Annotated in this window: 12 protein-coding genes; 5 read left to right on the forward strand and 7 right to left on the reverse strand. The window is 67.8% G+C overall.

All coding sequences use genetic code 11. The features are described from left to right. The first annotated feature begins 118 nt into the window (after nt 1–118). The 5 genes from QSK36_RS38835 to QSK36_RS38855 all read left to right on the forward strand — a co-directional run bounded on the left by QSK36_RS38835 (nt 119) and on the right by QSK36_RS38855 (nt 5,993). Nucleotides 119–1,438: an ABC transporter substrate-binding protein gene (locus tag QSK36_RS38835; protein ID WP_285785843.1), complete on the forward strand. Its 1,320-nt coding sequence runs from the start codon at nt 119–121 to the stop codon at nt 1,436–1,438. Between the two features lie 75 nt (nt 1,439–1,513). Next, nucleotides 1,514–2,467: a carbohydrate ABC transporter permease gene (locus tag QSK36_RS38840; protein WP_182904111.1), complete on the forward strand. Its 954-nt coding sequence runs from the start codon at nt 1,514–1,516 to the stop codon at nt 2,465–2,467. A 109-nt stretch (nt 2,468–2,576) separates the two neighbouring features. Further along, entirely contained in the window at nt 2,577–3,392 is an 816-nt protein-coding gene (locus QSK36_RS38845; RefSeq protein ID WP_285785844.1) for a carbohydrate ABC transporter permease, read from the forward strand. Nucleotides 3,393–3,450: 58 nt separating this feature from the next. Then, the gene (locus tag QSK36_RS38850; protein WP_285785845.1) at nt 3,451–5,088 is read left to right on the forward strand and encodes a GH39 family glycosyl hydrolase; all 1,638 of its coding nucleotides are present in this window, start codon (nt 3,451–3,453) and stop codon (nt 5,086–5,088) included. Between the two features lie 62 nt (nt 5,089–5,150). Continuing rightward, nucleotides 5,151–5,993 (forward strand): FadR/GntR family transcriptional regulator, encoded by an 843-nt coding sequence (locus QSK36_RS38855; RefSeq protein ID WP_225897529.1) that lies wholly within the window; start codon nt 5,151–5,153, stop codon nt 5,991–5,993. A gap of 75 nt (nt 5,994–6,068) precedes the next feature. On the opposite strand, the gene QSK36_RS38860 is transcribed toward QSK36_RS38855, so the two are convergent. From QSK36_RS38860 to QSK36_RS38890, 7 genes are read right to left on the reverse strand one after another with little or no spacing between them, the layout of a single operon-like run. Next, the gene (locus tag QSK36_RS38860) at nt 6,069–7,070 is read right to left on the reverse strand and encodes an aldo/keto reductase (RefSeq protein ID WP_285785846.1); all 1,002 of its coding nucleotides are present in this window, start codon (nt 7,068–7,070) and stop codon (nt 6,069–6,071) included. Further along, nucleotides 7,067–7,897: an amidohydrolase family protein gene (locus tag QSK36_RS38865; RefSeq protein ID WP_285785847.1), complete on the reverse strand. Its 831-nt coding sequence runs from the start codon at nt 7,895–7,897 to the stop codon at nt 7,067–7,069. The genes QSK36_RS38860 and QSK36_RS38865 overlap by 4 nt, the downstream gene beginning before the upstream one ends. Then, complete coding sequence (locus QSK36_RS38870; protein WP_285785848.1) at nt 7,894–8,238, reverse strand: L-rhamnose mutarotase; 345 nt, start codon at nt 8,236–8,238, stop codon at nt 7,894–7,896. The genes QSK36_RS38865 and QSK36_RS38870 overlap by 4 nt, the downstream gene beginning before the upstream one ends. Continuing rightward, the gene (locus QSK36_RS38875) at nt 8,235–9,422 is read right to left on the reverse strand and encodes a mandelate racemase/muconate lactonizing enzyme family protein (RefSeq protein WP_285785849.1); all 1,188 of its coding nucleotides are present in this window, start codon (nt 9,420–9,422) and stop codon (nt 8,235–8,237) included. Before QSK36_RS38875 ends, QSK36_RS38870 begins: the two co-directional genes overlap by 4 nt. A 28-nt stretch (nt 9,423–9,450) precedes the next feature. Then, nucleotides 9,451–10,362 carry a carbohydrate ABC transporter permease gene (locus QSK36_RS38880; protein ID WP_285785850.1) on the reverse strand — a complete coding sequence of 304 codons (912 nt, stop codon included), beginning with the start codon at nt 10,360–10,362 and terminating at the stop codon, nt 9,451–9,453. Nucleotides 10,363–10,366: 4 nt separating this feature from the next. Then, nucleotides 10,367–11,302 (reverse strand): carbohydrate ABC transporter permease, encoded by a 936-nt coding sequence (locus tag QSK36_RS38885; RefSeq protein WP_183533402.1) that lies wholly within the window; start codon nt 11,300–11,302, stop codon nt 10,367–10,369. Nucleotide 11,303: 1 nt separating this feature from the next. After that, nucleotides 11,304–12,494: an ABC transporter substrate-binding protein gene (locus QSK36_RS38890; protein WP_220506513.1), complete on the reverse strand. Its 1,191-nt coding sequence runs from the start codon at nt 12,492–12,494 to the stop codon at nt 11,304–11,306. Nucleotides 12,495–12,525 lie beyond the last annotated feature (31 nt).

The raw sequence follows: 12,525 nt of genomic DNA on the forward strand, positions 1-12,525 counted from the left end.
AGGCATTCTCCCTTGTCCACCCGTTGACACCGGACAGACGCACCACCTACTGTCCTGGCAGCAACGAACAAGTTGCGAAATATTTTCGTAACCATCCTCTGGGTGAGAGGAGAGGCCCATGCGGCTCTCCCAGAAGGCAAGGCTCCTTTCCGCGGTAATCGTGCCGATGGTCGCGCTGGCCGCATGCTCGGGCGGCTCGGGCGGCGGCAAGGCGGCCGGCAGCGGCGGCGGCGACGAGCAGGTGAAGCTGACGGTCTGGAGCTGGGACGGCACCGTCGAGAAGGCCGTCCCCGGCTTCCAGGCGGCGAACTCGAACATCAAGGTCGAGGTCGTCAACGGAGGCTCGTCCCAGGACGAGTACAAGGCGCTCGACAACGCCATCCAGGCCGGTTCCGGTGTGCCCGACCTCGTGATGTTCGAGTACTTCGCGGTGCCCTACTTCGCCATTCCCGGCAAGCTCGCCGACCTCGGAGAGTTCGGCGTCGAGAAGTTCAAGAACGACTACGTCCCGGCCGCGTGGGGCGATGTGACGGTCAACGGCAAGGTCTACGCGCTGCCGTCCGACTACGGGCCGTCGGCCATGTTCTACAACTCCGCCACGCTCAAGAAGGCCGGCATGGACAAGGCCCCGGCCACGTGGGACGAGTACTACGAGGCCGCCAAGAAGATCCGCGCGCTCGGCGGCGACCACTACATCGCCCAGGACACGGGGGACATCTTCTTCCTGCTGTCGCTCATCTGGCAGGCCGGCGGTCGCCCGTTCACGGTGAACGGCAACAAGGTGCACATCGACTTCACGGACGAGGGCACGACCAGGGCCGTGGCCTTCTGGCAGAAGATGCTCGACGAGGGCCTGATCAACACCAAGATCACGGGTTGGTCCGACGACTGGAACCGGACGCTCAACGACGGAAGCCTCGCCACCCAGACCATGGGCGGCTGGCTGACCTCGACGCTGCCCGAGCGCGCGCCGAAGGCCGCCGGTGACTTCAGGGTCGCCCTGATGCCGCAGTGGAAGCAGGGAGACAAGGTCGGAGCGGAGAACGGCGGAAGCTCCTTCGGCATCCCGGCCGCGGCCGGGCACAAGGACGCGGCGTTCAAGTTCCTCGAGTACTTCACGCACGGCGGCGGTCTGTCGTCCCGTGTCGACGCGGGAGCCTTCGTGCCGAACACCTCGGTGCTGGAGAGCGACGCGTTCCAGGGCAAGGCCAACAAGTACTTCGGCGACCAGAAGGTCGGCGCCGTGCTGGCCGAGGCCTCGGAGACCGTCGGGAGCGGCTGGCAGTATCCGCCGTTCTTCGAGTGGGCGCGCTCGATCTACGGCGACATCGCGTCACCGTTCTACACGTCGGGCAAGGTCAAGCTCGCCGAGATCCTCGAACAGTGGAAGCAGCGCTGCATCCAGTACGGCAACGAGCAGGGCTTCCAAGTGGACTAGTGGAACAGCCGTCGCCGCACAACAGCCGGCGCGGAAGCGAGCCGGGCAACGCGTTGGATCGGAAGGAACACGGACATGGACCTGGCACGTCGGTTCGACGTCACCCCTTCGGCCATGGCGTCGCCGGATGAGGAACGGCATCCGGCGCCGGCCGGGAAGCGCCGGAAGTCGCAGATCGGACTGGCGTTCATCGCACCCTTCGGCGCGCTGTTCGCGCTCGTGTTCATCGTGCCGATCCTGTACGCCGCCTATCTGAGCCTCTTCCAGGAGAGGCTCATCGGGGGCACCACGTTCGTCGGGTTCGCCAACTACGGCAAGCTGTTCCAGGATCCGCAGTTCTGGGACGGGGTGGGACGCGTCCTCCGGTTCACCCTCGTCCAGGTGCCGATCATGCTGTTCTTCTCCATGGCGCTGGCGCTGGCGCTGGACTCCATGCGCGTGCACGGCACCAAGTTCATGCGGGCGACGATCTTCCTGCCCTACGCGGTGCCGGCGATCGTGTCGACTCTCATGTGGGGATTCCTGCTCGGCGTCAAGTACGGCCTGTTCGGCAGCCTCAACGACGCCCTGGGCACGGACATCGACCCCTTCGCCCCCGGAACCACGCTCATCTCCATCGGGCTGATGGTGACGTGGGCCTTCACCGGCTTCAACATGCTCATCTTCTACGCCGCGCTCAAGGCCGTCCCGCGCGAACTGTACGAGGCGGCCGCGATCGACGGGGCGAACGAGTTCCAGGTCGTCCGCGCGATCAAGTTGCCGGCGCTGCGCGGATCCCTGGTCGTCACGATCATCTTCTCGATCATCGGCACGTTCCAGATGTTCAACGAACCGCAGATCCTGCCCACCATGGTGGCCAACAGCGGCGTCACGACCTTCTACACGCCCAACCTGTACGCGTACAACCTGGCGTTCACCGGGTCTCAGCAGGGCTATGCGGCAGCACTCGCGCTCGTCATGGCGGCGATCACGATCGCCGTCGCCTACGCCGTCCAGATCAGAGGGTTGAGGAATGCGTCCGATCAGTAGCCCGCGAGCCGGGGCCGGGAACGCCTCCGGCGCGCCGATCCGTCGTTCCGGTCGCGGACGCCGGCTCTACACGGTGGACAATCCCAGGAAGAGCACGACTCTCACCGTGATGACGGTTCTGTTCACCCTCTACTGCCTGCTGCCGCTCGTGTGGCTCGTCATCAACGCGACCAAGTCGCAGGCCGACTTCGTCTCGTCGTTCGGGCTCGCACCCGGTCGCGAGTTCGCCCTCTGGGACAACATCGTGGAGGTGTTCCGCTACCAGGACGGGATCTTCTCCCGGTGGCTCCTCAACACCCTTCTTTATGTGGTCGTGGGTGCGACCGTGTCGACCTTCCTGGCCGCTCTCGGCGGGTACGCCCTGGCGAAGCTCGACTTCCGGGGCAAGCGGGTGTTCCTCTTCGTCGTGCTGGGATCGATCTCGGTCCCCGGCATCGCCCTGGCGATCCCGCAGTTCCTGCTGTTCGCGCAGCTCGGCCTGACCAACACCCCGTGGGCGGTTCTCATCCCGTCCTTCATCAACCCGTTCGGGTTGTACCTGATGTGGGTGTTCACGGCCGAAGCCGTGCCGACCGGCCTGCTCGAGGCCGCGAAGATCGACGGCGCCGGGGAGTTCAGGACCTTTCTCCGGATCGCGCTCCCGATGCTCGCGCCGGCGAGCGTGACGGTCCTGCTCTTCTCGTTCGTATCGATCTGGAACAACTACTTCCTGCCGTTGATCATGCTCAAGGATCCCGCCTGGTATCCGCTGACCGTCGGAATCAACCAGTGGAACAAGCTGGGCTCGTCGGCAGGGAACGGCGCGCTCGTCCAGAATCTCGTGATCACGTCCGCGCTGCTGACGATCGTGCCGTTGATCATCGCGTTTCTCAGCCTGCAGCGGTACTGGCAGTCAGGTCTGGCGCTGGGCGCCATCAAGGGCTAGGGAGAGGTCTATCGCGGCCATCTCCCACCCGTAAACCATTTGTGAAGAGAAGTGAGGCATGACGAGCGACGGTGTGTTCGAATCCCGGTTGAGGATCGACGGCAAGCTGTGTGACGGCAGTGCGTTCCCGCACGTTTGGAGCAGATGTATCGGCGCCGGACGGGCGAACGAGGCGCTGCGCGCGGACTGGCAACGGCAGTTCGCCGAGGTCGTCGACGCATGCGGAATCCAGTACATCCGCTTCCACGGCGTCTTTCACGACGACATGTTCGTCTACCGGGAGAGTTATGGCGGCGGTTTCGGGCCGAACGCCCCCCTTGCCGAGCCCGTGTACACGTTCAGCTACGTGGACAAGGTGTTCGACTTCATCCTGGACTGCGGTGTCCGTCCATTCGTCGAGCTGGGCTTCATGCCGCGCGAGCTGGCGACGGAGACGGAGACGGTGTTCTGGTGGGGCGCTCACTGCAGCCCGCCCAAGGACATGGCGCGCTGGGTCGAACTGGTCACGAGGTCGGTCGAGCACTGGATCGACCGCTACGGCCTCGACGAGGTGCGGGAGTGGCGATTCGAGGTGTGGAACGAGCCGAACCTGGTTCCCCACTTCTGGACCGGGACGAAGACCGAGTACTTCGAGCTCTACGAGCAGACCGTGACGGCGATCAAGAACATCGATCCCGCGTTGAAGGTGGGCGGGCCCGCGACGAGCGTCTTCGTGCCCGACGACCGCTACAAGGGCGAAGTCGAGGACCGCGCCGCGACGCACGAGACGGCCGCCGCCTCCGACGTGGACGCGCTCGACTGGCGCCCGGTGTGGATCGAGGACTTCATCGCCTGGTGCGCGGAGCGCGGACTTCCGATCGACTTCATCTCGACGCACACGTACCCCACCGACTTCGCGTTCGCCGCCGACGGCGAGGCGGTGCACATCACCCGGTACGCCGACGCCACGTTCGACGACCTGACCCTGCTGCGCAAGCTCGTGAGCAACAGCGCGTACCCCGATGCGGAGATCCACATCACGGAGTGGTCGACGTCGCCGTCATCCCGTGACTTCATCCACGACACGCTGTTCGCGGCGACCTCCATCACGCGGTCGTATCTGCAGTGCGCCACCCTCGCCGACTCGATCTCCTACTGGACCTTCACGGACGTCTTCGAGGAGGGGGGCGCCGGCATCGGGCCGTTCCACGGCGGGTTCGGCCTTGTGAACGAGGGGGGTGTGCACAAGCCCACGTTCCACGCCTTCAGGATGCTGGAACGGCTCGGTGACCGGCTGCTCCTGGCGACGTCCGACGGGGTCGTGACCCGTGACAGCCGGACGTCGGCCGTGTCGGCGGTGTTCTTCAACTACCCCGAGGACATGGGCATGAGGGGTGTCCGGTCGCAGGACTCGTACGCGGCGACACGCGCGCTGGCCGAGATGGGGCCGAGCCGGAGGATCCGGCACTCGATCGGCGGACTGGAGCCGGGCAGCGCGTTCCTCGTCGAGATCGTGGACTGGGAGCACGGGAACGCCGCCGAGGCCTGGTATCGGCTCGGATCGCCGCTCAACCCGTCCCGGGCCGAGAGCGAGCACCTGAGCAAAGTCGCCGACTCGCTCCTCAGGTTCACGCTGACCGTGCCCGGCACCGGCGTGCTCGACCTCGACGTCGAACTCGCGCCGTGGGCGGTGATGTCGTTGCGGCAGTCGTCATGACCGCACGACGGCCTTCGCCCATGTGGCGCAAAGTGTCATTGATTACATCATATGAATTACATATGCGCAGGCGAGTATACTGGGCTGGTGATGATCCTCCTGGAGGCCCAGTGACTGCCGCGTCCTCTCAACCCGGTCTGACCGGGAGCACCTCCCACGCCTCGCTGGAGCCGCCCAGCTACCGACGCCCCAGGCGCCTGGGCGATACCGTTGTCACGCATTTGGTCGACCGCATCGTGTCGGGGGCCTATCCCGTCGACACCGTACTCCCGACCGAGCCCGAGCTGTGCCAGGAGTTCGGCGTCTCCCGCACCGTGGTGCGCGAGTCGATCAAGCTTCTGGAGGCGAAGGGCCTGGTCAAGGCGACACCGGGGCGGGGGACCCGGGTCCTCGAGCCCATCGGCTGGAACCTGCTGGACCCCCTCGTCCTCGAGGCGCAGATCCGGTACGACAGCGACCTGTCCATCCTCGACGACCTCGTCAACGTCCGGGCGGCGCTCGAGTGCGACATGGCGGCCCAGTGCGCGCACGTGATCACACCGGCTCAGGCCGAGGCGCTGAAAAGGCAGGCGAACGTCCTCGCGGAGACCCTGCACGACCCCGATCGCTACGGCAGGGAGGACGTCGCCTTCCACGAGATGATCATGCTGGCCTCCGGCAACCGCCTCGGTCACGCGATCATCCACGGCATCCATGCCAAGGCGCGGCTGTCGAGCCAGTACAACGGCGACCCGAACAGGGAGGAACTCCTCCAGTCGCTCGCCGAGCACCGGCAGATCGAGTCGATGATCCTCCAGGGCGACGCCCAGGGGGCCGCGGCCGCGATGCGCGTCCACATAGTGGGCTCGTGGGCCAGGCGCCGTCCCGGCGTACGCGGAGCGATGGGCCAGGAAGCCGGCTCCTGAGAGGGCGGCCACCGTGACGCCGGCCGCTGCCGGCGTCACGGTGGCGGGGGCTCATGCGCCGCCCGCGCCCGGGCCTCAGGAGTCGTGCGTCCGCACGGCCCCGGCCGGGATCAGGCCTTCGGCGATCAGGTCGTTCCAGAGCCCGCCGGGGATGTCGGTCTCGAACCGCCGGAGGTTCTCGTCCACCTCTCGTGGTGAGCGCATGCCGACGGCGATCGCGGAGACCGCGGGGTGCAGCAGGGGGAAGGCCAGCGCGGCGGCGGGCAGTTCGACGCCGTGATCCTCGCAGACCGACGCGATGCGCTCGGCGCGCCCGATCACGTCGGCGCCGGGGGCACGGTACTCGTACGTCGAGCCAGGTGCGGGCCGGGCGGTGGAGAGCAGGCCGGTGGCGAAGACACCGACGGCCACCACGGCGACACCGAAGCGATGGGCCGGCGCGAGCACCGAGTCGAGTGCGGTGTGGTCGAGCAGCGAGTAGCGGTTGGCCAGCATGATCACATCGACGAGCCCGTCCTCGATGATCCCGGCGAGCCCGGCGGTGGAGGTGGTCCCAATGCCGATGGCCTTCACGACGCCGGCGGTCTTCAGCCGCGCCAATGCCGCGAGCCCCTCCCTGGCCGCGCCCTTCCACGCCTGGTCGGGATCGTGCAGGTACAGGATGTCGACCGACTCGAGCCCGAGGCGCGTCAGGCTCTCCCGGAGCGAGCGTTCGACACCCGCCGCCGAGAAGTCCCACCGCCGTGTGAGGTCACCGGGAACGGCGAACCCGTCGTCGTCCCATTCCCGGGGCCGGGGGTTGGGCACGATCAGACGGCCGACCTTGGTGGACAGGACGAACTCGTCGCGAGGGCGGCGGCGCAACTCGGCGCCGATGCGGCGTTCGGAGAGCCCGAGGCCGTAGTGCGGCGCGGTGTCGAAGTAGCGGATGCCGCGATCCCACGCCCGGCGCATCGTCAGGGCGGCCTCGTCGTCGGTCATGGGACGGGCGAAGTTGCCGAGCGGCGATCCGCCGAGGCCGATGACCCCGTGCCTCGACCGGCCCCGTTTCAGCAGATCCGTGACCTGGGCCGTCATGCGCCGAGCCGATAGAAGGCCGACGCGGTGCCGGACATGATCGCCTGGCGCTCCGCCGGGCTCAGCTCGCCGACCAGCTCGTCCACCGCTCCCCGCCACGCGACCGGCCCGGCCCCCAGCTCGGCGAGCGGCCAGTCGGAACCGTACATGAGCCGCTCCGGGCCGAACGCCTCCAGCGCCACGTCGACCGCCCGGCGCAGGCGGGTTCCGTCGCCGCCGCTCACCAGCCCGGCCAGCCCGGAGATCTTCGCGCAGGTGTTCGGCCGGGCGGCGAGCTCGCGCAGGCCGGCCTCCCAGCCGTCGTCGTCGTCCGCTTCGGCGATCCCGCCGAGGTGGTCGACGACGAAGCGCACGCCGGGATGCGCGGCCGCGACGGCCGCGGCCAGCGGCAGCTGCCACGACCGCACCACCAGATCGAAGCCGAGGTCGCGGGTGGCCAGCCGGTCGAGCGCCGCTCCCACGTCGGGTCGTCCGAGCCAATCGGGATCGGGGTCGACATGGATCAGGTGACGGATCCCGACCAGCCTCCGGCGCGCCGCGGCGTCGAGCTCGTCGAACTGCGCCGCGACGTCGCCCGTGAGGTCGGCCCAGCCCACCACGCCCGCGACACGCGGGCCCGGCTGGGTCAGCAGCCGCCTCGTCTCGGCGGCGCTGTTGATCGACTGCACGACGACGGCGACGTCCACGCCGGTCGAATCGAGCATCCGCTCGAGGTCGCCGGGCGCGAAGTCTCTGTCGATCGCCGCCATCGTCACCGGGTCGATCCACGGCTGCGGATCGGTGGCCCGGTTCCAGAGATGCACGTGCGCGTCGACGGAACGGATCACGACAGGTGCCAGACTTCGTCGAGCGGCTGCCACAGGGCGCCGGGATCGCGTTCCTCGACGATGCGCACCTGGCAGGGGTCGGTGTGCGTCCACCACTCGCGCGTCACCGGATCCTCGGCGATGCGGGCCATGTCGGCGGCGTGGTCGTCGCCGACGTACTCGTAGTAGGCGAACAGCGTGTCGCCGACGATGAAGATCGAGTAGTTCGTGACGTTCGCGTCGCGCAAGGTCTGCTCGACCTGCGGCCAGACGTCGCGATGCAGCTCGAGGTACTCCTCCCGGCGCTCCGGCCGGACGCCGACGACGAGGGCGTGACGTTCGATGCGGGGCTGGGCGCTCACGATCCCACCCGCTCTCCGGCGCGCACGCCGTTGCGGTCGTCCTGACGAGAGTCCGGGACGAGGCGCAGGCCCGCCCGCTTGGGGCGGACATGAGGCCCGTCGATCGCGGCCGGGGGATCGGCGGCCCGCACGGCGTTGATGTGCTCCTCGTCCACCCGGATGCCGATGCCCGGCTCGTCGCCGAGGACGATCCCGCCGTCCTCGAATTCCTGGTCGACGTGGAGTCCGATGGGGGCCGAGAGGTCCTGGACCTCGAAGGCCAGGTGGTTCGGCACGGCCACGGCGGCGTGCGCGACCGGGTTGGCGTGGTAGGCCACCGGGCTCACGGGCAGGTCACGGCTGTGCGCCACCGCGGCCACCCGCAGGAAGTGCGTGATGCCCCACACGTTGCCCACCTGGACGATGTCGACGGCGTCGGCGTCCAGGAGCGGCCGGTACTGCTCGAGACCGGTGAGGTTCTCGCCGGTCGCCACGCCGGCGCGGATGCCCCGCCGGACCGAGGCGAGCCCGGCGGCGTCCCATCTGCGCACCGGCTCCTCCACCCAGGTGAGGTCCACCTCCCGCTCCAGCGCCGCGATGTGGCGCACGGCCTGCGAGCGGTTCCACGACTCGTTGGCGTCGAGCATGAGGGCGGGGTCGGCCGAGTTGCGCGCGAAGACGTCCCGCAGCGCCTTGAGACGGCGCAGGTCGTGCTCGAGGTTCCGGCCGCCCTTGAGTTTGGCGCCGCTGAAGCCCCGCTCCGCGAAGCGCTCGTAGAGACGTACGAGGGCGTCGTCGTCGAGTGCGATGTCCAGCCCGGAGGCGTAGCCCGGAACGAACCGGTCACGTCCGCCGAGAGTGCGCCAGAGCGGCTCGCCGGCCGCCTTCGCCTTGAGGTCCCAGAGCGCCATGTCGATCGCACCGATCGCGCCGAACGTCGCACCGGAGTGGCCGGTCTTGAAGACCCGGTCGAGCATCCGGTCGTAGAGCGAGGAGACGGCCCGCGGGTCCTCGCCCTCGACGGCGCCGAAGACGCGGTCGATGTCCCCGTGCGCCCCGAGCCCGACACCCTCGACACCGCTGTCGGTCTCGAGGATCAGCACGTGCACATCGGTGCGTGGCTCGGGCATGACGCCGTTGGCGTCGCCGATCAGCCGGCCCCAGTCGTGCGCAGTCGTCAGGCTGCGATAGCCGGTGACCTTCACGGTTGCTCCTTTGTGACGGAAATGCGACTCACTCCTTGGTGCCCCCGGCCGTCATGCCCGCGACCAGGAAGCGTTGTGCGAAAAGGAAGACGATCAGCACCGGCAGCACCGAGATGACGGTCGCGAGCGCGAGCGTGGGCAGCTGCACGGACTGGGCGCCGGCCGAGCTCGGGTTGAACGCCGGGGTAGAGGCGAGCAGGGAGGTCAGGCCGACCTGGATCGGGTACCCCTCGCTCGACGGCAGCATCACGAAGGGCAGGAAGAAGTTGTTCCAGTTCTGGACGAAGCTGAAGAACGCGACCAGGGCGACGATCGGCGAGGCCAGTGGCAGCGCGACCCTCGTGAACACCTGAAACTCGGTGCATCCGTCCAGGCGCGCCGCCGCGAGCAGGTCACGCGGAACGCTGGTGGAGAAGTAAATGTAGGTGAGGTACACGCCGAAGGGGAAGAACGACATCGGCAGGATCACCGACAGCGGGCTGCCGATCAGCCCCACCACGTTCAGTTCGAGGAAGATCGGCAGCACCAGCGCGGTGTTCGGGATCAGCATGACGATCAGCGTCAGCACCAGGAGCAGCCGCCGGAACCGGAACTCCGTCAAAGCCATCGCGTAGCCCGCCGGGATGCTCGCGATCAGCGTGATGACGAGCGCACCCAGGGCGTACAGCGCCGAGTTGCCCACCCACGTGGTGACCGCGCCGTCCTGGAAGCCGAACAGCTGCTTCCAGTTGGCGGCCAGGTCGCCGATGCCGCCGGGCTGGAACGGGTTCTCGACGATGAGCCCGTGCGCAGACTTCGTCGTCGCCAGCAGCAGCCAGACGATCGGTATGACGAAGAACAGCACGAAGATCGCAACCACGACCGCGACGATCGTCCGTCCGCTCCAGCCACTGACGCTGTTGCGCCGCCCCGCGGGGCGACCGACGTCGACTGTCGTCATGACCTCAGTCCTTCTCGAACAGGCCGCCGCGCGTCACGAAGACAAACGACAGCGCGAGGGCGATGACGAGCAGCAGCAGGGAGATGGCCGCCGCTCCGTTGAAGTCGTTCTGCTGGAACGCGTACTGGTAGGCGAGCTGGTTGAGCGAGTAGTCGTTGGGCACGATCGCGTTGCTCGCCTGCGAGAGCAGCTGTGGCTCGACGAACAGCTGCGTGCCGGCGGCGAGCGACATGATGCCCATGTACGAGATCCACTTGCGCAGCATCGGCAGCTGGATGCGCCGGGCGATCTGCACGGCGCCGGCGCCGTCGATGCGCGCGGCCTCGATCACGTCGGGGCTGATGTTGTTGAGCGCGCCGTACATGATGACGATCCAGCCGCCCGCGCCGGTCCAGAACGCGATGATGGCGAAGACCGGAGGGAGGTTCGCCGGCACGATGACCTGCACGAAGCTGGAGAATCCCAGCAGATGCAGCAGGCCGCTGACCGGGCTGGCGGTCGGGTCGAGTACGAACAGCCACAGCAGCACGCTCGACGCGCCCGCCAGGGCGCCCGGCAGGTAGAAGACGAACCGGAGCGTCCGGCTCAGCCACCGCACCCGGACCGCGTGCACGACGACGGCCAGGAACGAGACCAGCACCACCAGGGCCACCAGCCAGATCACCAGGTAGAGCGCGACGTGCGCGACGGCGGGCAGGAAGCGGAAGTCGCTCACGACCTTGGTGAAGTTGGCGATCCCCGCGAAGCCGCCCTCGCTGTCGGTGAACGCGAGGAAGACCGCGTAGACGGCGGGCAGGACCCCGAATGCGATCACCAGCGCTGCGTAGGGGGCGATGAAGCCGTAGCTCATCGCGCTCCGCTCGCCGGCGTCGCTCCTTTCGCCCGGCCCTCCACGCGGTGCCGCCGTGGCCGACGGGCCGGTCTCATTCATGGCTGTCATGTCATTTGACCGTATAGCCGTTGACCTGGGCCTGGTTCTTGATCGCTGTCTCCCATTCGGGAAGCAGATCGACCAGGTTCTTGCCGCCGGCGATCGCGGGAGTGATCGTCTTCGCCCAGATCGCCTCCTGGCTGAAGACGCCGGAGCCCCACCCGCTCCAGATCTGCGACCCGGCCTTGAGCAGTGCCTGCAGGTCGGTCGCGTAGTAGCCGCTCGACTCCTGCTTCTTGAGCCACTTCTCCGCGGCAGGCGCGTAGGCCGGGTAACCGGGAGCGACGTTCACCTGGTAGTCGTCGGCCGTCGTGACGAACTCGACGAACTTCTCGGCCGCCTTGAGGTTCTTCGAATGGCTGCTGACGAACCAGGTGCCGCCGCCGACGTTGCCGGTCGCGGCGCTGTCGCCCTGCCATGTCAACGGCGCCGCGACGCCGAGCTGACCCGCGGGGACGTTGAGCGACTGCGGGTTGTTGAAGATGGCTCCCGCGTACCAGGCCGGGCCGGGCATCAGGAGCACCTTACCGGTGTACTTCTTCACGAACTCGGGCGTGAACACGCTCAGGTTGGGCGTGGTGCCGTTCTTGATCAGAACGTCGAGCATCGACGCGACGCGCTTGCACTCCGTGGTGCCGGTGCTGACCGTCACCGACTTCGGACCGGTGATGCCGTTCGCCTGGCACTTGCCGCTCCAGAAGTAGATCTCCGGGGCGAACGAGTCTCCGACGGCGCCGACGATGTAGCCGGGGTGCTCCTTGGCCACCTTCTCGCCGAGCGCCTGATACTCCTCCCACGTCGTGGGGAGGGCATAGCCGAACTTGTCGAGCAGGCTCTTGTTGTACCAGAGCGCGACCTGGGCGAGGTCGTTGCGCAGGCAGTAGACCTTGCCCTCGACGGTGCACGGGTCCAGCGAACCCTGGGTGAAGGAGTCGAGAGTGGTCTTCGGGACGAGCCCGCCGTTGAGCACGGCCGCGAACGCCTGCTTGCCGTTGCTCTTCTGGCTCGCCCACGCCGCGTCGTTGTTCTGCGTCGAGAACACGACGTCGGGCCAGCCGCTGCCGGCCCGGTCGAAGAGCTGCACCTTCGTCCGGAACGAGTTGGAGCCGTTCGCCGAGCCGTCGTAGGTGACGACGTTGATCTTGACGTCCGGGTTGGCCTTCTTGAAGGCGTCGGCCGCGCTCGCTCTATCGGAGTCCACCCATACCGTGATGGGGGCCTTGTCGTCCTGA

Origin of the sequence: Microbispora sp. NBRC 16548 (assembly GCF_030268985.1) — a bacterium.
Taxonomy (GTDB): domain Bacteria; phylum Actinomycetota; class Actinomycetes; order Streptosporangiales; family Streptosporangiaceae; genus Microbispora; species Microbispora catharanthi.